This window comes from Phenylobacterium sp. (assembly GCF_041691455.1).
In the GTDB taxonomy this organism is placed as follows: domain Bacteria; phylum Pseudomonadota; class Alphaproteobacteria; order Caulobacterales; family Caulobacteraceae; genus Phenylobacterium.
On sequence record NZ_JBEPUO010000007.1, the window covers coordinates 40,081 to 60,122 of the forward strand.

A 20,042-nucleotide genomic window follows, 5' to 3' on the forward strand; every position below is an offset into this window, starting at 1 on the left:
CTATCGGCTTCGCTCAGCGGGCCATCAGGCCGCCGGCGAGCAGGGCGACCTGCTCGCGCACCACCACCTCCGGCGCCACGAGGTCGGCCGAGAACCACTTGTGCAGCCAGCCGAAGGCGCCGGCCATGGCCACCGCCACGCCGGTCAGCTCCACGTCGCGCACGGTGCCGTCGGCCAGGCCCTCGCGCGCCACCTCTGGGTAGCCGTGCTCCAGGCTGCGGACCCGCGCGATGATCTCCTCGCGCGCCTCGGCCGGCAGGGCCTCGACGCCCGCCAGAGGCGCCAGCGGACAGAACTCGTCGCGGACATTGGCCTCGACGAGCAGGGCCGTGCCGGAGAGCACGCGCTCGACCGCCGTCCCGCCGGCCATCTCCACGGCGCTCAGGATGCGGTCCGAGAGGCTGAAGGCGCGCTGGTAGCAACGCGCCACTAGGTCCGGCTTGTCGGCCAGGTAGTGGTAAACAACGCCCTTGGTCGCCCCGACCTCGGCGGCGATGTCGTCGACTGACGTGGCGTCGACGCCCTTGCGGTTGAAGAGCCGCGAGGCGGCGCGTAGCAGCTCCTCCAGCTTCATGGCGCCGGCCGCGTCCCGGTCGAAGAGGTTGCCGCGCTCCGGCCGCAGGATGGCGATGTCCAGCGGGGCGTAGCCAAGCGCGAGTGCGGGATCGGCGGCCACCCCCTCGCCCACCAGGGCGAGCGCGCCGGCCTTGGCCCGAACTCGGAAGCCCGCCTCCGGTTCTCCTGTCCAGCGTGGGGCAAGCGGGATCCAGGAGACCATCCCAACGATCGCCTGGGCGATCACCAGCGGATGGCAGGCCCGTATCGAACCGTCGCCCTGCCCGGCCTCGATGAGGTCGATCAGCTGGGCGACATTGCCGTGATGCAGCCCCTCGATGGTCTCGCGCTGTAGCGAGCCGAGCGAGGCGACTTCGCTGAGCACGGCGGGCTCGGGCCTGTCTTCATCCAGCGACGTCTCGATGAAGGCCTTCAGTCGATCCAGGCCGGTCCCCGGGGCCTTGGCCGCGGCGTCCAGATCGCGCGCCATCGTCTCGCAGGCGCGCCGGTAGCACTGGAAGACCAGGTCGTCGCGATCCTCGACGTAGTAGTAGAGGGCCGCGCGCGTGAGCCCCAGCGCCCGGGCGATATCCGACAGCGAGGCCAGCGACACGCCGCTGGCGTTCAGGCGCCGCGCGGCCTCGTCCAGCACGGCGTCGCGTCTGGAGCGTTTCGCGCCCGCAGCCTCGCCCTTTTCCGCCGCCTTCATCCTCGACCGCCTGACATTTGACCCCGACAACATACGCGGATGTCAAATCCGTTGACAAGCTTGATTTGACGTGTCGTCATCTAACCGTACTTAAACGTTAAATCCAGTGCGCCAGTTGCTGGAGACGTCCGGGGGAGGAAGACGACATGAGCACGATCCGGGGATTCGGCCGTCGCGCGGCGCTGGCCGGGGCGAGCTTGCTGGTGCTCAGCGCAGCCTCGCCGGCGCTGGCCCAGGCGCCGGCAAAGACCGCCGCCCCCGCCCAGGTCGCCGAGGTGATCGTCACGGCCCAGAAGCGCGAGGAACGACTGCTCGACGTGGGCCTCGCCGTCAGCAGCCTGAATGCCGAAACGCTACGCACCCAGCGCGTGGCGAACAGCGGCGACCTGGTCGGCCTGGCGCCCAACCTCGACGTCAAGGAGAACATCCCCGGCGCCCAGGCGATCGTCACCGTCCGCGGCGTCGGCCTGAACGACTTCTCGTCGACCAACAATTCGACGGTCGGCGTCTACGTCGATGATGTGTTCCTGGCTTCGTTCGCCGAGATGGACTTCAACCTCTACGACCTCGAACGGATCGAGGTGCTGAAGGGACCCCAGGGCACCCTCTACGGCCGCAACTCCACGGCGGGCGCGATCAACATCATCTCAGCAGGCCCGTCGCTGGCCGGCGACTCCGGGGTGGTCAGCGCGACCGCCGGCAACTTCGGGCGCTACGAGGGCGAAGCCGCCGTCAACCTGGTGGCATCCGACCAGCTCGCCTTCCGGTTCTCCGGCAAGGCGATCAAGCAGGACGACGGCTACTGGACCTCGCGCACCCTGCGCTCGGGCCTCGGCCAGCAGGACATCCTGCTCGGCCGCGCCCAGATGCTCTGGCGGCCGACCGAGGCCACCACCGTGAAGCTGAAGCTGGAGGCCGAGCGCAACCGCTCCAGCATCGGATCCGGCAAGTTCTTCGGGACCATCCCGGCGGTTGTCGGGGCCACCTGTCCCAACTTCGCCAATCCGGCCGTCTGCACCGACAGCCACGGCTTCACCGACACCAATCCCGACCCGTTCTCGGTGACCACTGGCCACGCCGCGCCCTATCGCGTGAGCCAGACCAACGCCACGCTGCATGTCGACCAGGACCTGGGTTCGGTGCGGCTGTCCTCGGTCACCGGCTATATCGACTTCAAGCGGGGCTTCTACATCGACGCCGACGCCGCCCCGACCACCGACGCGGAGTTCGACCAGAACGACAAGGTGCGCCAGTTCACCCAGGAGCTGCGGCTGGCTGGCGGCATGGCGGGCCGCGCGACCTGGCTGATCGGCGCCTACTATTCCTGGGACCGGGTGCAAACCTTCAGCCCCGGCTTCCTGCACGACCTCTTCAACACCAATGCCCTGATCACCGCCGACCAAAAGACCGAAAGCCGGGCTGTGTTCGGCCAGGTCGACTGGACGCTCACGCCGCGGCTGAAGCTGGTCACCGGCCTGCGCTACACCGACGAGGATCGCAGCTATGTGGGCGGCACCACCGACCTCAATTCCTTCGGCCTGAGCTTCCTTTGCTTCGCGGTCGGCGCCTGCGCACTGGGCGCGCCCGGGACGCACGTCCTATCGCTGGAAGACGCCAGCATCCATGACCGCAACTGGTCCTGGCGCGGCGGGCTGAACTTCAAGCCGAACGACGACAGCCTCGTCTACGGGACCATCGCGCGGGGGACGAAGAGCGGCGGCTTCTTCAACGGGATCACCACCAACAGCTTCGCGCTCGCCCCTTACCGCCCCGAACAGCTGACAGACTACGAGGCCGGGGTGAAGACCCGCCTCCTCGACCGCACCCTGCAGTTCGAGGCGAGCGTCTTCTGGTACGATTACAAGGACCTGCAGACCCAGACCTTCACCAACGTCGGGGCGGTGTCGCTGATCAAGCTCGGCAATGTGGGTAAGGCGACTGTCAAGGGCCTGGACGCCCAGGTCACGTGGCTGCCGGTTCGCGGCCTGACGCTGAATGCGGGCCTGGGCCTCTTGGACACAGAGCTGGGGTCGTTCAGCACCGCCGGCGCGGCGGGCGTCATCATCGTGCCCAAGGGCAACAAGCTGCCCAACGCCCCCGACGCCAGCTTCAACGGCCAGGCGCGTTACGAGTGGCCCGTGACCGGCGACTGGACGGCCGCCGTCCAGGCCGCAGCGCACTATTCCAGCAAAGTGTTCAAGGAGTCGCTCAACACGCCCTCCCTCAGCGCCGGCAGCTATTGGCTGCTAGACGCCCGCGCGTCTCTGGCGTCGCGGGCGGGTTGGGAATTCGCGGTCTGGGGCAAGAACCTGGGCGATGAGCGCTACGTGACCCAGGCCACCGACGACGGGCTCGGCATGGGCTACCGGGTGTTCAACGCTCCGCGCACCTATGGCGTCAGCGTCACCAAGCGATTTGACTAGGCGTCCGTCAGACCGCCTTCAGGCTGCGGACGAATTCCACGAGGGTCGCCCGCGGGGCGCCGCGCGGCAGCAGCGAATAGGCGCGCAGCAGCTCGAGCGCGCCGGGTTCGGCCAGCAGGCCCGCGACCTCATCGATGGCCCCGCTGGCCGGATTGACGTCGCCGAACATCTCGGACACCGGCGCCTTCAAGGTGGTGGCGATGCGCGACAGCATCGAGGCGCTGACCCGGTTCGCGCCGCGTTCGTACTTCTGGATCTGCTGGAAGGTGACGCCCGCCGCCTCGGCCAGCGCCTGTTGCGACAGACCCCGCACCTTACGCAGCAGCCGAATCCTCGCCCCCACAGCGATATCGATCGGATCGGCTAATGCCTCGGGCTTGCGGACCATGGTGTCTCCGAAAATATCTTAGCTGCTCGCGCGCGGCGCGGGGCCGCTCGCAGGCGGAGCCCATTCTGTCTGGCCCACGCTTTCGTCGGTAATCAGAAAACAGGCTTCGGCAATGGTGATTCCCACAGCGCGCCGTAGCTGGCCCATCGCCGGAGCCTCTCGCTCAAGCGCCATCAGCTCCTCCTCGTAAGAGGTCAGAATCTCAACAAGATTCTGAGAAAGCGCCTTGGCTCGCTCCGCACTTGTCTGGCTCATATCTCCCCCCAGGGCTCCGATCGGAACCTTGAGCATCACGAGGCCAATTGCAAGCCGTTGCAACCCTGAGGATAGGTTGCGGACGCAGGGCCGTTTGACGCAGTTTGATCGGTGATCAGTTGGCGGCGATGGCCCGCGCCGCAGCCTGGGCGGCGACGGTCGCGCGCCCTTCCCGCTCGGCGATCCGCCGGAAGGTCGCCAGCGCCTGGCCCACCACCTGGTCCATGTTGTAATAGCGATAGGTGGCCAGCCGCCCGACGAAGTGGACGTTCGGCGTTTCCAGGGCGAGCGCCTCATAGCGCTTGTAGAGCGCCTGGTTCTCCGGACGCGGGATCGGGTAATAGGGATCGCCGTCGGCCCGCGGATACTCGTAGGTGATGGTGGTCTTGCCGACGGTTTGACCCGTCAGATGCTTGTATTCGCTGATGCGCGTGTAGGGCGTCGCCTCGTCGGGATAGTTCACCGTCCCCACCGGCTGGTACCACTCGCGGTCCATGTTCACGTGCCGGAACGACAGGCTGCGGTAGGGCAGCCGGCCGTAGCGATGGTCGAAATATTCGTCGATCGGGCCGGTGAAGATCAGCTTGTCGAAGACCGCCTCGCTGCGCACGTCCTCATATTCCACCCCCAGTTCGAGGGTGATGCCGGGCTGATCCAGCATGTTCTGGAACATCGCCGTGTAGCCGTCGGCGGGCATGGCCTGGAACTTGTCGGTGAAATAGCGGTCGTCGTCGTTGGTGCGAGTGGGCACGCGCGCGGTGACCGACTTGTCGAGTTCGGAGGGGTCCATCCCCCACTGCTTGCGCGTGTAGCCGCGGAAGAAGGTCTCGTAGAGTTCGCGCCCGACCTTGGAGATCACCACGTCCTCGGAGGTGACGATCTTCTCCACGGGCTCGGCGCGGCTCGCCAGATAGGCCTCGGCCTCGGTCTCGCTCTGGAGGTCGAGCCCGTAGAGCAGGTTGAGCGTCGTGCGGTTGATCGGCATGGGCACCAGAAGGCCACCGACCGACGCCAGCACACGGTGCTCGTAGGGCCGCCATTTGGTGAATTGCGACAGATAGCCGGCAACCTCGTCGGAGTTGGTGTGAAAGATGTGCGGGCCGTAGCGATGCATCAGGACGCCGCCGGCATCCTTTTCGTCATAGGCATTGCCGCCGATATGCGTGCGCTTGTCGATCAGCAGCACCCGCTTGCCGAGTTGGCTGGTCAGCCGTTCGGCGAGGACGGAACCGGCGTAACCGGCGCCCACGATCAGATAGTCGAAGGGCTTGTCGCGTGAGGCCGGCTGGACGGTCGGCGCGGCGATCACGGGGGCGAGCTCGGCGGCCATGGCCTTGTCGCGGCCGGCGGCGGCGCGGGAAATCTCCAGGTTCATCCGGGCGAAGGTCTCGTCCCAGGAGAGCGCGGAAAGCGTCGCGTCCACTTCCTTTAGCCAAGGCCCCTTCAGGCGTGAGAGGGCGAGCGCCTGGTCACAGGCCGTGATGAACTCCTCCTGTGTGGCCGCGATCATGACGCCTTCCAGCTCGCCATAGTGGCGGACCACATCGACGATCGGGGTGGAGACGACCGGACGGCCGCCGGCCAGATATTCCGGGGTCTTGGTCGGGCTGATGAACCGGGTGGATTCGTTGATCGCGAAGGGCATGAGCGCCACGTCCCAGCCGCCGAGGTAGCTGGGCAGCTCGTCATAGGTCTTGCCGCCCAGATAATGCAGGTTCTCGCGCCTGGGCAGGTCGACCGGGTCGATCTTCACCACCGGCCCCACGATGACGATGCTCCAGGCCGGCCGGGCGTCCGCCAGCGCCGCTAGCAGGTCCAGATCCATGCGTTCATCGACGACGCCGTAGAAGCCAAGCCGCGGCCACGGCAGCGCCGCCTGGTCGGCGGGCTCGTCGCGGGCCACCCGGGCCCTGGCGAAGTGGGGGCGGTCGACGCTCGAGGGGAACGGATGGATGTTGGGATGGCGGCCGCGCTTGGCCTCCCAGAGGCTGTACCCCCCGGTGAAGACCACGTCGGCCAGACTCATCAGTTCGCGTTCGAGGATCGTCAGCTCGGGCGGGGCGAACTTGAAATTCGCGAGCTCATCCATGCAGTCGTAGACCGTGCAGATGGCCTCCAGATGCCGCGAGAAGCTGAGCATCATCGGGGTGTAGTACCAGCGGATCAGGTCGCCGCCGTAGCCCGCCAGCAAGCCGTCCAGAAGCAGGCCCAGCATGGCGTCGCGCTCGGCGTCGGTTCCGCCATCGGGCAGCACCGGCGTCACCACGAGGACTCCGCTCTCCTTGTCGGTGCGGCTGTCGAGCCGCGGGCAGGTTTCCAGCGGACCCGAGACAGGTTCCTCCCAGAAGATCACCTGGCGGCCCTTGGCGAACCGGGTCATCAGATGCTGCGGGCGCTGGAAAACGAAGTCCCAGCGCAGGTGTGAAAAGCAGATCAAGGTCTGGCGATCGCGCGAACGCGGCCCGAAATGGGTTGACGCTGGCGCAGCACCATCGCCGCGCGGAACCCATTGAGTGTTCAAGGGCGCACTCCTTCAAAAAAAGCCGACAACTGGAGCCCGCTGGACCAACGAGGACCAGCCCCGAAAGGTTCCGCGCAACAGCTTCACGCCGCTGTGTTTTTTCAGTATTGAAATGAAGGACCGAGTTTTGCCGGTCTGTTTCGCAGTCTATGTCGACCAGCCGACTTGATTAGACGGCTATTTGCGACTTCCGCCGACCCTTCGGCCCGCGAACTCCGGAGCCATAGCACGGTTTCCGCTCCCAACGCAGAGCATCGGCGACAATAGTGTCGAGCGACGAATGCTGGGGCGTCCAGCCCAACACCTCCTGCGCCCGGCGGGGGTCGGCGACCAGGCTTGGCGGGTCCCCGGCCCGGCGGGCGCCCAGGCTGTGGGGCACGGCGCACCCCACGGCGCGACCGACGGCCTCGACCACCTCGGCCACCGAACGTCCCTGGCCGGTCCCCACGTTGACAGCTTCAAAGGCGCCGGGCGCGAGCCCGGCCTCCAGGGCCGCGACGTGGGCGGCGGCGAGATCGCTCACATGGATGTAGTCGCGCAGGCAGGTCCCGTCAGGCGTCTCGAAATCCTGCCCGAAGATGGTCAGCGGCGGCCCGTCACCGAGCGCGGCGGCGATCGCCAGCGGAATGAGATGGGTTTCCGGCTCATGCGCCTCGCCGATCAGGCCGGAGGGATCGGCGCCGGCAGCGTTGAAGTAGCGCAGCGCGACAGCGGTCAGGCCGTAAGCGCGGCACTGCGCCTGGATCAGCCACTCGGCGGCGAGCTTGGTGTCGCCATAGGGGCTGGCCGGCGCCTTGTCGGCGGTCTCGGCGATGGTCTCGAGCGGACCGCGCGCGCCCTGGCCGTACACCGCGGCGCTGGACGAGAACACCAGCTGGCCTACGCCGTGTTCGCGCATGACGGTGAGGAGAGCCGTGGTGCCGGAGACATTGACCTCCCAGAAGAGGTCTGGCTTGGCCACAGAGCGCCCCACCTCGATCAGGCCGGCGAAGTGGATGACCGCCTGGATGTCGTGGGTCTTGATCGTCTCGGCGAGGGCGTCGGCGTCGCGGATGTCACCCTCGACCAGGGGACCCCATTGGACGGCCTCGCGGAAGCCCGAGGTCAGGTCGTCGAAGACCACAGGCCGATAGCCCCGCCCGTGCAGGGCCTTGGCCGTATGCGCGCCGATGTAGCCGGCGCCGCCCGTGACCAGCACGGCGGGCCCTGTTCCCCGATCCATGGGGCCGATAATGGCCGGTGCGGCGCTCAAGTTCCAGTTAAGGCCGAGCTCGGGGGGAACGATTCAAAGGCGCGCAGGCTTAAATTGTCGGATGTGACGGGAAAGCCTTCGATCGATGCCTCCACTTGAGCTCTGGGGCGGTCACGAGTGCACCGTGAATCGCATCGGCGACCTGTTTCACGACCAGACCCGGCGCACCGGCCATCACGACAGGATCGCCGACCTCGATCGCTTCGCGGAACTGGGCCTGACGGCGCTGCGCTATCCGGTGCTCTGGGAGCGCACGGATCCAGACGGGACCGGGGATTTCGATTGGACCTGGACGGACGAACGCCTGACGCGGATCCGGGCGCTGGGCATGCGCCCCATCGCCGGTCTCCTGCATCACGGGAGCGGGCCGCGTTCCACCGATCTGCTCGATGACCATTTCGCGGAGAAGTTCGCCGCATACGCCCGGGCCGCCGCCCAGCGCTATCCCTGGGTGGCCGATTGGACGCCCATCAACGAGCCCCTGACCACCGCGCGGTTCTCGGCGCTCTATGGTCACTGGTATCCGCACGCGGCGGACGAGCCGCGCTTCTGGCAGGCCTTGCTCAACCAGATCGACGCGACCCGGCTGGCCATGCGTGAAATCCGCGCCGTGCGGCCGGACGCCCGGCTGGTCCAGACCGAGGACCTCGGCCGCACCTATTCGACGCGGGCGGTGGCGCACCAGGCCGATTTCGACAACGCGCGCCGCTGGATGACCTGGGACCTGCTGGAGGGCCGCGTCACGCCCGGCCATCCGCTGTGGCGGCGTCTTGAGGGCTTCGGGTTCGGCGAGCGCCTGCGGGCGATCGCCGACGACCCCTGCCCGCCCGACCTGATGGGCGTGAACCACTACCTGACCAGCGACCGGTTCCTCGACCACCGGACGGACGACTATCCAGCCGAGCGGGTCGGCGGCAACGAGTTCATGGCCTTCGCCGACGTCGAGGCCGTGCGCGCCGTGCTGCCCGCGCCGGGCGGCCTGGAAGGCGTCCTGGACGAGGCCTGGGCCCGCTATGGCCGGCCGCTCGCGGTGACGGAGAGTCACAACGGCTGCACCCGCGAGGAGCAGGTCCGCTGGATCCGCGAGGCGTGGGAGGCCGCGGAACGGCTGCGCGGCCGAGGCGTCGACGTGCGCGCCGTGACCGCCTGGGCCCTGCTCGGAACCTGCGACTGGAACAGCCTCCTGACCCGCCACGTCGGCCACTACGAGGTCGGAGCCTTCGACGTGCGCTCCGATCCGCCGCGCCCGACCGCCCTGGCGGCCGAACTGAAGCGGCTGGCGGCCGGGACCGAGGCTCAGCCCGGAACCTCCGGATCGGGCTGGTGGCGTCGGGATATCCGCTTACAATTCAAGCCTGTATTCCGGACCGTTGAGAGCCCGGAACCGCGTCCGGAGTGGTCGGCGCCGAAGGCGTCCCCGCGGCCGTTGCTGATCGTCGGGGCCACCGGGACGCTGGGCAAGGCGCTGGCGCGCGCCTGCGAATGGCGCGGCCTCGCCTACCGTCTAACCGGCCGCAGCGAACTGTCGCTGGACGACGGCGCTTCGATCGCCCGGGTGATCGAAGCCTGTGATCCCTGGGCGGTGATCAACGCAGCGGGCTGGGTGCGTGTGGACGACGCTGAAGCCGATCCGGCAGGCTGCATGGCGGCCAACGCCGAGGGCGCTGTGCGCCTGGCGCGGGCCTGCCGGGAGCGCGACCTTCCCATGGTGGGGTTCTCCAGCGACCTGGTGTTCGACGGGCGGCTGGCCCGGCCCTATGTGGAGAGCGACACCCCCTCGCCGCTCAATGTCTACGGCGCGAGCAAGGCGCGGGCCGAGGCGGAGATCCTGGCGCTGGGCGGACAGGCGATGATCGTGCGTACGGCGGCGTTCTTCTCTCCGTTCGACCCGTACAACTTCGCGGCCCATGTGGTGAGGACCCTGGCGGCCGGGCAGGCCTTCCGGGCGGCGGACGACCTCGTCATCTCGCCGACCTATGTGCCGGACCTGGTGAACACCGTGCTGGACCTGCTGATCGACGGTGAGACCGGGCTGCGGCATCTGGCCAACGACGCCACCGTCTCATGGGCCGACTTCGCCCGGCAGGTGGCCGGCGCCCTCGACCTCGATCCCGGCCTGGTGCAAGGCGCGCCGGCTGCGAGCTTCGGCTGGCCCGCCGCGCGGCCGGCCTATGCGGCGCTGGGCACAGAGCGGGGGCGGATCATGCAGCCCCTGGAGAATGCGATCGCCCACTACGCCGCAGCCGTCCGGGAAGCTCAGTTCGCCGCCGAAGCCGAGGCGCTGATCGATGGCGCGCCCGCCGCGCTCGTTCGCGTCAGGTGAGCGCGCGAGCCGCGGCGACCACGAGGGCCGCTTTCGCGGCGGTCTCGTCGAGCGACTGGCCGGCGCGGTAGATTTCCCCACCGAGACCGAAGGCGCGGGCGCCCGCCGCCCACCACTCGGCCATGCTGTCGGGACCCACGCCGCCGACCGCCCAAACCACCGCCGGGGGCGGCAGGACGGCCTTGAGCTGCTTCAAGTGCCCGGGGCCGTAAGTCACCGCCGGGAACAGCTTCAGATGCCGGGCGCCGGCGTCCAGGGCCGCGAAGGCCTCGGTGGCGGTGGCGAAGCCCGGCGCGGGATCGAGGCCCAGCGCCACGGCGCGTTGGATGACCTCGGCTGCCGTGTTGGGCGCGACGATGATCCGGCCGCCGGCCTGGGCCACGGCGTCAACCCGCTCGGCGCTGAGCACGGTGCCGGCGCCCACGGCCATCCGTCCGCCGTAGTCCTGCGCGAGCCGCGCGATGCTCTCCAGGGGCTCTGGCGAATTCAGCGGGACCTCGATTCCGCGCACGCCGGCGGCGAACAGGGCCTCGGCGTGGGCCAGGACTTCGTCAGGCCGGACGCCGCGCAGGATGGCCACGACCGGGCATTCGGCCAGGGCGTCGTCGAGGGTCATGTTGGCGCTCCCAGCGCGAAGAGGCCGGCGATGGCCGCGGCTTCGCCATCGAAGACCTCGACCGCCACGCCGTTACGGGTCAGGGCCTTGCGGTAGAGGGCGCAGAGGACGGCGTCGCCGAGCAGGCTCACCTGTCCGGGCGGCTCGCCGAGCAGGCCGGGGACGCTGGCCACCTCAGCGCCGATCAGCAGGCCGGAGAGGTAGCTCGGGGTGCTGCCGGCGTCGGCCTTGCCGCCAACCACCCGGGCGCGGGCGGTGAACAGGCGAGCCGCCAGCGCGTCGCCGTCACCGGCCGCGGCGAGGCCCTCATCGAAGGCCGTGTCGTCGGTGGCGGGCGCATCGCTCTTGAGCACGCTGTGCGCGTTCATGACCGCGAACAGCTCGCCAGTCATGGCGGTGACGAAGCGCGCGATGCGGCCGTCCTCGATCAGCACCCATTTGGCGTGGGTGCCGGGATGGCAGACCACATGGCGGCCGGCGCGCCGGTCGGGATGCTGGGCCAACCAGCCCAGGAGCTGGGTCTCCTCGCCGCGCATCACGTCGGGCGAGCCTGCGATCCCCTCGCACCGCAGGCCCGGCACGATCCGGACGTTGTCGGCCACCGCGGTCAGGTTGCGGGCCAAGTCGGCGAGGCCCGCCGGGCAGTCGGCGTAGGGCGCGGCAGTCCAGCCCAGGTTGGAACCAATCATGCCGCAGAGGATGGCGGGCAGGCCCTCAGCGTCGAGCGCCGGCCGGACCTCGGCCGCGAACCGTTTCGCCGCCTCGCCCGGCGCCAGTTTGGAGACACCCAGCGGGAAGTCCTTCTCCGCAACCACCGCCCCCTGCCTGTCGAGGGTCCAGGCGCGCAGGTTGGTGGTGCCCCAGTCACAGGCGAGGAGGGTCGCGGCCGCCATCTCACGTGCGTCCGGCGTCGACGACCATGTTCTGGCCGGTCATCATCCGGCTGTCGTCGGCCGCCAGGAACAGCGCCGCGCGCGCGATGTCGTCGGGCATGATGCGGTCCTTCAGCGCGACCAGCTTCGACCAGTCCGCCTCGGCCTGTGGCGTCAGCCAGAGCTCCAGTTGGCGAGGGGTGATCACCCAGCCCGGCGACAGCGCATTGACCCGGACGCGGTCGGGACCCCAGGCATGGGCCAGGCTCTTGGAGAGCGAATTGATCGCCCCCTTGGCGGCCGAATAGGTCGGCAGCTCGCCTGGGCCCAGCAGGGCGTTGATCGAGCTGATATTGACGATCGAGCCGCCGCCCGCGGCCTTCATCATCGGATAGACGGCCGTCGCGGCGATGAAGGCGGGGTCGAGGTTCACCGCCAGGCCCTTTCGCCAGGCCTCCGGCGTGACCTCCGCGGCCACCTGGCGGGTGTCGTTGGCGACGTTGTTGATCAGGACGGTGACGGGGCCCAAAGCCGCCGCAGCGTCGGCGATGGCGGCCTGCAGGGCCTCGGCGTCGGTGACATCGCAGCGCCGGAACCAGGATGTCGGTCCCAGGCCGGCGGACAACGCCTTCCCGGCCGCCTCGTCCAGGTCCACGAAGGCGACCTTGGCGCCCTGGTCGTGGAAGGCCTGAACGAAGGTCGCGCCGATCCCGGAGGCGCCGCCGGTGATGAACGCCGTGCGGCCCTTGAGGCTGGGATAGGTGGCGTGCGACGCGCTTGCGGCCATCAGTGGGACTCTCGGGTCACGTCGGCGCTGGACTTGCCGACCAGGAAATCGAGGTCGACGCCGGTGTCGGCCTGCAGCACGGTGTCGATATAGAGCCGGTACCAGCCGCGGGTGTATTTCGACGGCTGGCGGGCGGCCTCCCAGGCCGCCCGACGGCGGGCGAGCTCGGCGTCGTCGACCAAGAGCTCCAGCGAGCGGTTGGGGCCGTCGAAGGCGATCCGGTCGCCGTTCTGCACCAGCGCCAGCGGACCGCCCGCCTCGGACTCGGGGGCGACGTGGAGGATCACCGTCCCATAGGCCGTGCCGCTCATCCGCGCATCGGAGATGCGGACCATGTCGGTCACGCCGGTCTCCAGAATCTTCGGCGGCAGGCCCATGTTGCCGACCTCGGGCATGCCGGGATAGCCCTTCGGGCCGCAGCCCTTCAGCACCAGGATCGAGGTCGCGTCGACCTCCAGGTCCGGATGGTCGATGCGCGCGTGATAGTCCTCGATGTCCTCGAACACCACGGCGCGGCCGGTGTGGGTGAGCAGCGACGGCGTGGCGGCGCTGGGCTTCAGGATCGCGCCTTGCGGGCAGAGGTTGCCCTTCAGCACCCAGACACCCGAGGACGGGCCGATGGGCGCCTCCAGCGTGCCGATCACCTCGCGGTTCCAGACCTTGGCGGCGTCGGCGATCTCGCCCTGGGTCTTGCCCGAGACGGTGACCGCGTCGCGGCGATAGAGCGGGCCCAGCTCCTTGGCCACCGCCGGCGCGCCGCCGGCGTAGCAGAAGTCCTCCATCAGATATTTGCCCGACGGCATCAGGTTGACCAGCAGCGGCGCCTCGCGAGCGATCTCGTCGAAGTCCTTGAGGGTCAGCGGCACGCCGAGCCGGCCGGCCAGGGCCAGCAGGTGCACCACCGCATTGGTCGAGCCGCCGATGGCCGCATGCATCAGGATGGCGTTCTCGAAGGCCGCGCGGGTCATGATGTCCGAGGGCTTCACGTCGTCCTTCACCAGCTGGACGATGCGGTTGCCGCTCATATGGGCCAGCACCTTGCGGCGGCTGTCGACGGCCGGCAGGGCGGCGTTGTTGGGGAGCGAAATGCCCAGGGCCTCGGTCAGGCTGGCCATGGTCGAGGCCGTGCCCATGGTGTTGCAGACGCCGGCCGAGCGGCTCATGCCGGACTCGGCGCTCATGAATTCGTCGAGGCTCATCTCCCCGGCGCGGACGGCCTCGGAAAAGCGCCACACATCGGTGCCGGAGCCGATGTCGCGGCCCTCGAACTTCCCATTCAGCATGGAGCCGGACGAGACGAAGATCGCCGGCAGGTCGACGCTGGCCGCGCCCATCAGCAGGCCGGGCGTGGTCTTGTCGCAGCCGCCCATCAGCACCACCCCGTCGATGGGATTGGCGCGGATCGACTCCTCGACCTCCATGGCGAGCAGATTGCGGAACAGCATGGCCGTCGGCCGCATCTGGGTCTCCGGCAGCGACATGGCCGGGAATTCGATGGGCACGCCGCCCGCCTCCCAGACCCCGCGCTTTACGAAATCGGCGAGGTCGCGCAGGCCCACCTGGCAGGTGACCAGCTCCGACCAGGTGTTGGCGATGCCGATGATCGGGCGGCCGTCGAACACATGGTCCGGCAGGCCGGTCGCCTTGATCCAACTGCGATGGATGAAGCCGTCGCGGTCGTGCTTGCCGTAGCTCTTGGTGCTGCGCAGCGGTTTTTTGGCCATGCGGCGACGCCCTTTTCCGGGTCTCGAGTGACTCCCTCTAGAACCCGCCAGATCGGCCGCGGTTCAGGGCGCGGCCACCTCACCCCTCAAAGAGCGGCAACGCCAGCCCTTTCACGCCGGTTTCGATGGCGAAGAGGCCCCCGGCCAGGGGTTGCTGGGCCCGCGCGGCGGGCGAGAGATCGTCCCAGGCGCTGGTCACAAAGAGCGTCGTCATGTCCTCGCCGCCGAAGGCGCAGCTGGACGGCTGCTCCACCGGCATGGGGATTATCTGGTCGATCCGCCCGTCCGACGCATAGCGCACCAGCCGCCAACCGCCCCACTGGGCGTTCCAGAGGTAGCCATGAGCGTCCACCGCCGAGCCGTCCGGGCTGGCGGCCTCGCCGCGGGTGTGGGCGAAGGGCGCCATCTTGGCGAGGTCGGCCATCTCGTGGGCGAAGATTGTCTGCAGCTTGGAATCGGCCATGTAGAGCCGCTTGCCGTCGTGGCTGACCGAGATGGTGTTGGGGATGTGGATGCCGGTCAGGACCTTGCTGGTCTCGAACTTCGGCGTCGTGCGGTAGACCGAGCCGTGCCGTTTGCCGCCGTCGTCGTCCATCGTCGACCACCAGAAATTGCCGTCGAGGTCGATCTTGCCGTCGTTGGTGCGAAAGCCGGGCGGCAGCTCGAACGGCTGGACGATTTCCAGGGTCCCGGCGTCCGGATCGCAGATGGCGAGCCCCTTCTCGGTGGCGATCAGCAGGCCGCCGCGCGTTCTGGGGGCTGCGGCGCTTGCGCGCACCGGCAGGTCGAAGGCGCCCCGCGCCTCGGTCCTGGGCTCGTACCAGGCGAGGCGCCTGCCCTTGATGTCGAACCAGTAGAGACGGCCCTCCCGAGGCGACCAGCAAGGTCCCTCACCGAGGCGATCGTCGGATTTCACCACACAACGCACGATCATCGGCGCCTCCGCTCAGACAAGTGACGAATCGTGGAACAGTCTGACGCGGTTGCTTCGGCAGGGCTGCGACAACTTGGCGTCGGGTGTTTCGGTTCCGTTCAGACTCACGGCTCTACATTCTAGGCGACGGAGTCGGGAGAGGTCCCAAGAGATGTCCTTGTCCAGCTACTCAGACGTTTTCGCGATCGACCACGATCGCGACTACGACGAGGAGATTTGCCCCGGGGACCTTGTCCGCACGGGTCCCAACCTCTTTCCCCACTTCGAAGTCCTGGCCGTACATGGCGACAAGGCCTGGGTGCGCAACACCGCCAACGGCTCCGACCATCTGGCGTTCGTCTCCCGCTGCCGCAAGATCAACGGTCAGCCCCTGGCCCAGGCCGCCGAATAGGCCTCCGCTCCGCCGGGACTCGGCGGACAATCCCCAAATGAACCTGCGTCGCGCCCCGGTGTTCTAATAGGTCGGGGCGTCGACGTTTGCGCGCAATTCCGGAGGACCGGCCATCTCCGCATTCATGTTCGCCACGGGGGTCGAGAACTCCATCCCCACGATCAAGGGCGGGTCCCTGCGCGTCGACCAGATGGAGTCCTGCGGCCACTACCGCCACTGGCGCAAGGATTTCGACTTGGTGGAGGAGATGGGCATCCGCTTCCTGCGCTATGGCCCGCCGCTGCACACCACCCTCTTGGGGGACGGCAAGTTCGACTGGGAGTTCGCCGACGTCACCTTCGGCGACCTGCGCCGGCGCGACATCGTGCCGATCGTCGACCTCTGCCACTTCGGCGTGCCCGACTGGATCGGCAACTTCCAGAACCCCGACTTCCCGGAAATCTTCGCCCGCTACGCCACGGCCTTCGCCCAGCGGTTCCCGTGGGTGCAGGTCTATACGCCGGTCAATGAGATGTTCATCTGCGCCCAGTTCTCGGCCAAGTACGGCTGGTGGAACGAGCAGGGCACCACCGATCTGACCTTCGTCACGGCGCTGAAGCACATCGTGAAGGCCAATGTGCGGGCGATGCAGGAGATCCTCAAAATCCGAGCCGACGCGATCTTCATCCAGAGTGAGTCCTCGGAATATTTCCACGCCGAGAACCCCGCGGCGATCGGCCCGGCGGAGATCGAGAACTCCCGGCGCTTCCTGTCGCTCGACCTGAATTATGGCCACCGCGTCGATTCGGAGATGTACGAGTACCTGCTCGACAACGGGATGACGCGCGAGGAGTACCATTTCTTCCTCGGCAACTCGCTGGCCCACCACTGCATCCTGGGCAACGACTACTACTGGACCAACGAGCACCGGGTCTCAGCCGACGGCGGCAGCCGGGCGTCCGGCGAGATCTTCGGCTATTCGGAAATCACCCGGCAGTACTACAACCGCTACCGCCTGCCGGTGATGCACACCGAGACCAACATCGCCGAGGGTCCGAACGGCGACGAGGCGGTGAACTGGCTCTGGAAGGAATGGGCCAACGTCCTGCGCATCCGCAATTCCGGCGTGCCGACGGTGGGCTTCACCTGGTACTCGCTCACCGACCAGATCGACTGGGACGTGGGTCTGCGGGAGAGCAACGGGCGGGTGCATCCCGTCGGGCTCTACGATCTCAACCGCGAGATCCGGCCGGTAGGTCGCTCCTACAAGCAACTGATCAGCGACTGGGGCGAGGTGCTCCCCACCCAGAGCGTGTGCCTGAGCGTGCCGATCGTGCCGCCATCGGAGCATGAGGACCGCAGTTCCGAACGCCAGCGCTCCGACGCCCGCGAACTGCGCAGCGTCGAGCTGGCCTCGAACGCGACAGGCACGCTCGACTAGGCCTGAACATGGATGACGCCCTACGGATCGGCGGTCTGCCCCTGGTCCGGCTTCGCGGGCTGGACACGCCCACGAGCGGCCCGGCGTTCGTCGAGGCCATTGTGCTGCCGGGACGTGGCATGATGCTGCTGCAGGCTCGGCTGCGGCTGGCCTCCGGCGAGGTGGTCGACGCCATCGTCGCGCCGGACCCCTCGGCGGCGGCTCGCCAGCTCGACGGCGGGGCCGAGGACTTCGCGGGCAACGCCGCCTTCAGCTTCGGCGGCGCGATCCTGGCGCCCTACGCCAACCGGATCCGCGGCCGGGCCGTCGAAGGCGCGCGGGAGATCGAGACCGACGTCGCCGGCCACATGGTGCGCCTGCCGCGCAACTGGGGCGGCAAGGCGGAGGGCGCCGAGCAATACGCCATGCACGGCCTGATCCTCGACGCGCCCGTCCCGTGGCGGCAGGAGGCCGCCGACCGGGTGAGCGGGCGGCTGGAGGCTGGGGATTTCGACGGACGCTGGCCCGGCCGGACCGTTCTTGAGTTCGAGTGGCGCCTCGCGGCGGGCGGGCTCGCGCTGCGGGTGACGGCCAGCAACGCCGGCAGCGAACCGCTGCCGATGGGGATCGGCTGGCACCCTTACTTCGCCCTGCCGAGCGGCGAGCGCCGCCAAGCGCGCCTGTGGGTTCCCGCGAGCTCGCGGACACTGGTCAACGACTATGACGAAGTGCTGCCGACCGGGGCGACAGAGCCGACAGCCGACGGGCCCTATGATTTCTCCGCGCCGGGTGGGCGAGCCCTCGGCGAGACCTATCTGGACGACTGTTTCACTGACCTCTGGCGCCAGGACGGGGTGGCCGCGGCGGAGATCTGCGACCCGGCCGCGGGCCTCGGCCTGCGGATCTCGTCAGCCTCGCCGCAAGTGACCGCCGTGCAGGTCTATGCGCCGCCGGACAAGCCATTCGTGGTGATCGAGCCGCAGTTCAACCTAGCCGACCCCTATGGCGCGGAATGGCGGGGGCGGCAGACCGGCATGGCGTCGGTCCCGCCGGGCGGCTCCGTCACCTACGAGGCGCGGGTCACCGCCTTCACCCCAGGGAACCCCTGAACTGCGCGACCCGTTGGCTGGGCATGCAAACGCCCCACGAGACCGCGGACCCGCCGGCCCAGGCGGAGGTCTTGCAGTTCGACGACGCCCTGCTCGACGCTTGCGGCGAGGAATTGCGCACGGCGCTGATGGCCGAGGCGGAGATGCTGGCCCAGGCCTTCGCCCCGGAGGGCCGCGCCGAGCAGATCCTGGCCATGGCGGCGACCCTGGCCTCCGGCGCGCGCGACGAGGAAATGGACCGCGTCCACGCCCGCCAGCTCGCCTGCGCCCTGCGCTGCCTGGCGCGGAACGTCGGGACCTGACCGCGAACCGCTAGCGCGGCAGTTTCGAGGCGCCCATCAGATGCTCGTCGACGGCGCGGGCGCACTGCCGGCCCTCGCGGATCGCCCAGACCACAAGGGACTGGCCGCGGCGCATGTCGCCGCAGGCGAAGATGTTACGCACCGAGGTCTGATAGTCGGCGACGCTGGCCTTCACATTGCCGCGCGGATCGAGCTCGACCGCGCCACTTTCCACCAGGCCCGCCGCGCGCGGACCGGTGAAGCCCATGGCCAAGAGCACGAGATCGGCCTTCAGCTCGAAGGTCGAGCCCTCGACCTCGCGCATCTGCATGCGGCCGTCGGCGCCGGCGACCCATTCGACGCGAGCGCATTCCAGCGCAGTGATCCGGCTGTCCTTGCCGACCGCCTGCCGGGTGATGACCGCGAAATCGCGCTCGCAGCCCTCTTCCTGGCTGGAGGAGGTGCGCAGCTTCAGCGGCCAGTCCGGCCAGGTGAGCGCCTTGTTCTCCCGCTCCGGCGGCTGCGGCATGATCTCGAGCTGGGTGACCGAGGCCGCGCCCTGGCGGTTGGAGGTCCCGATGCAGTCGGACCCCGTGTCGCCGCCGCCGATCACCACCACATGCTTGCCGGCCGCCGACAGCGTTCCGGTCGGGGCGGCCACGGCTTCGGCGTCGCCGGCGTTGCGCTTGTTCTGTTGGGTGAGGAATTCCATGGCGTAGTGCACGCCCGCGAGCTCACGGCCGGGGACCTCCAGGTCGCGGGGCGCCTCGGCCCCGCCGGCCATCACCAGCACGTCGTAGTCGTCGAGCAGGCGCTGCACCGACACCGTGACACCGACCTCAAAGCCGGTGCGGAAGATCACGCCCTCGGCCTCCATCTGCCTGATGCGGCGGTCGATGAGGTGCTTTTCCATCTTGAAGTCGGGGATGCCGTAGCGGAGCAGGCCGCCGATCCGGTCGGACTTCTCGAAGACGGTGGGCGCATGACCGGCGCGAGCCAGCTGTTGCGCGCAGGCCAGGCCCGCGGGGCCCGAACCGACCACAGCGATCCGCTTGCCCGTGCCGCGCGGCGACATCTGCGGGGTGATCCAGGCTTCTTCCCAGCCGCGGTCGACGATCTGGCATTCGATGGTTTTGATCGTCACCGGGTTGTCGTCGATGTTCAGCGTGCAGGAGGTCTCGCAAGGCGCGGGGCAGACGCGGCCGGTGAACTCCGGGAAGTTATTGGTCGACTGCAGGTTCTCCAGCGCCTGACGCCACTGGTCGCGATAGACCAGGTTGTTGAAGTCCGGGATCTGGTTGTTGACCGGGCAGCCTTGGTGGCAGAACGGGATGCCGCAATCCATACAGCGCGCCGCCTGCTGGCCGACCTCCGCCGACGGCAGGGGTTTGACGAATTCCTTCCAGGTTTTCAGGCGCGCGCCCACCTTGTCGTAGGTGCGGTCGTGGCGCTCGATCTCGAGGAAGCCGGTGGGCTTGCCCATCGGGGTTGGTCTCCGGAACT

The 20,042-nt window shown here is 68.6% G+C and carries 17 protein-coding genes; 6 read left to right on the plus strand and 11 right to left on the minus strand.

From position 1 onward, the window contains the following. Positions 1-13: 13 nt before the first annotated feature. On the minus strand, positions 14-1,264 hold the full coding sequence (locus ACESMY_RS11620; protein WP_372784749.1) for a TetR/AcrR family transcriptional regulator: 1,251 nt from the start codon (positions 1,262-1,264) through the stop codon (positions 14-16). Between the two features lie 146 nt (positions 1,265-1,410). On the opposite strand from ACESMY_RS11620, the gene ACESMY_RS11625 reads away from it, so the two are divergent. Next, positions 1,411-3,687: a TonB-dependent receptor gene (locus ACESMY_RS11625; protein ID WP_372784750.1), complete on the plus strand. Its 2,277-nt coding sequence runs from the start codon at positions 1,411-1,413 to the stop codon at positions 3,685-3,687. A gap of 7 nt (positions 3,688-3,694) precedes the next feature. Here ACESMY_RS11625 and ACESMY_RS11630 read toward each other — a convergent pair whose 3' ends face one another. From ACESMY_RS11630 to galE, 4 genes are all read right to left on the minus strand, one after another. Next, the gene (locus ACESMY_RS11630; protein ID WP_372784751.1) at positions 3,695-4,075 is read right to left on the minus strand and encodes a helix-turn-helix domain-containing protein; all 381 of its coding nucleotides are present in this window, start codon (positions 4,073-4,075) and stop codon (positions 3,695-3,697) included. 18 nt (positions 4,076-4,093) lie between these two features. Then, on the minus strand, positions 4,094-4,330 hold the full coding sequence (locus tag ACESMY_RS11635) for a hypothetical protein (RefSeq protein ID WP_372784752.1): 237 nt from the start codon (positions 4,328-4,330) through the stop codon (positions 4,094-4,096). 115 nt (positions 4,331-4,445) lie between these two features. Beyond that, positions 4,446-6,767: a UDP-galactopyranose mutase gene (glf, locus tag ACESMY_RS11640; RefSeq protein WP_372784753.1), complete on the minus strand. Its 2,322-nt coding sequence runs from the start codon at positions 6,765-6,767 to the stop codon at positions 4,446-4,448. 253 nt (positions 6,768-7,020) lie between these two features. Then, positions 7,021-8,073, minus strand: a complete 1,053-nt coding sequence (gene galE, locus ACESMY_RS11645) for a UDP-glucose 4-epimerase GalE (RefSeq protein ID WP_372784754.1) — start codon at positions 8,071-8,073, stop codon at positions 7,021-7,023. Between the two features lie 154 nt (positions 8,074-8,227). On the opposite strand from galE, the gene ACESMY_RS11650 reads away from it, so the two are divergent. Then, on the plus strand, positions 8,228-10,426 hold the full coding sequence (locus ACESMY_RS11650) for a family 1 glycosylhydrolase (protein WP_372784755.1): 2,199 nt from the start codon (positions 8,228-8,230) through the stop codon (positions 10,424-10,426). Here the strand turns inward: ACESMY_RS11650 and ACESMY_RS11655 are convergent. The 5 genes from ACESMY_RS11655 to ACESMY_RS11675 form a co-directional block, all read right to left on the minus strand. Next, positions 10,419-11,042 carry a 2-dehydro-3-deoxy-6-phosphogalactonate aldolase gene (locus ACESMY_RS11655; protein ID WP_372784756.1) on the minus strand — a complete coding sequence of 208 codons (624 nt, stop codon included), beginning with the start codon at positions 11,040-11,042 and terminating at the stop codon, positions 10,419-10,421. The two genes, ACESMY_RS11650 and ACESMY_RS11655, sit on opposite strands and share 8 nt — an antisense overlap. Continuing rightward, on the minus strand, positions 11,039-11,935 hold the full coding sequence (locus ACESMY_RS11660) for a 2-dehydro-3-deoxygalactonokinase (RefSeq protein WP_372784757.1): 897 nt from the start codon (positions 11,933-11,935) through the stop codon (positions 11,039-11,041). The genes ACESMY_RS11655 and ACESMY_RS11660 overlap by 4 nt, the downstream gene beginning before the upstream one ends. A gap of 1 nt (position 11,936) precedes the next feature. Further along, a complete protein-coding gene (locus ACESMY_RS11665) occupies positions 11,937-12,701 on the minus strand; it encodes an SDR family NAD(P)-dependent oxidoreductase (protein WP_372784758.1) in 765 nt (254 codons plus the stop codon). Further along, a complete protein-coding gene (locus ACESMY_RS11670; protein WP_372784759.1) occupies positions 12,701-14,425 on the minus strand; it encodes an IlvD/Edd family dehydratase in 1,725 nt (574 codons plus the stop codon). The genes ACESMY_RS11665 and ACESMY_RS11670 overlap by 1 nt, the downstream gene beginning before the upstream one ends. A 79-nt stretch (positions 14,426-14,504) precedes the next feature. After that, positions 14,505-15,359 (minus strand): SMP-30/gluconolactonase/LRE family protein, encoded by an 855-nt coding sequence (locus tag ACESMY_RS11675; protein ID WP_372784760.1) that lies wholly within the window; start codon positions 15,357-15,359, stop codon positions 14,505-14,507. 157 nt (positions 15,360-15,516) lie between these two features. Between ACESMY_RS11675 and ACESMY_RS11680 the strand changes: the two genes are divergently transcribed. The 4 genes from ACESMY_RS11680 to ACESMY_RS11695 all read left to right on the plus strand — a co-directional run bounded on the left by ACESMY_RS11680 (position 15,517) and on the right by ACESMY_RS11695 (position 18,560). After that, entirely contained in the window at positions 15,517-15,750 is a 234-nt protein-coding gene (locus ACESMY_RS11680; protein WP_372784761.1) for a hypothetical protein, read from the plus strand. A 124-nt stretch (positions 15,751-15,874) separates the two neighbouring features. Then, a complete protein-coding gene (locus ACESMY_RS11685; protein WP_372784762.1) occupies positions 15,875-17,170 on the plus strand; it encodes a family 1 glycosylhydrolase in 1,296 nt (431 codons plus the stop codon). 8 nt (positions 17,171-17,178) lie between these two features. Beyond that, a complete protein-coding gene (locus ACESMY_RS11690) occupies positions 17,179-18,258 on the plus strand; it encodes an aldose 1-epimerase (RefSeq protein WP_372784763.1) in 1,080 nt (359 codons plus the stop codon). A gap of 23 nt (positions 18,259-18,281) precedes the next feature. Further along, the gene (locus ACESMY_RS11695) at positions 18,282-18,560 is read left to right on the plus strand and encodes a hypothetical protein (protein ID WP_372784764.1); all 279 of its coding nucleotides are present in this window, start codon (positions 18,282-18,284) and stop codon (positions 18,558-18,560) included. Positions 18,561-18,570: 10 nt separating this feature from the next. Here ACESMY_RS11695 and ACESMY_RS11700 read toward each other — a convergent pair whose 3' ends face one another. Continuing rightward, positions 18,571-20,022 (minus strand): glutamate synthase subunit beta, encoded by a 1,452-nt coding sequence (locus tag ACESMY_RS11700; protein ID WP_372784765.1) that lies wholly within the window; start codon positions 20,020-20,022, stop codon positions 18,571-18,573. Positions 20,023-20,042 lie beyond the last annotated feature (20 nt).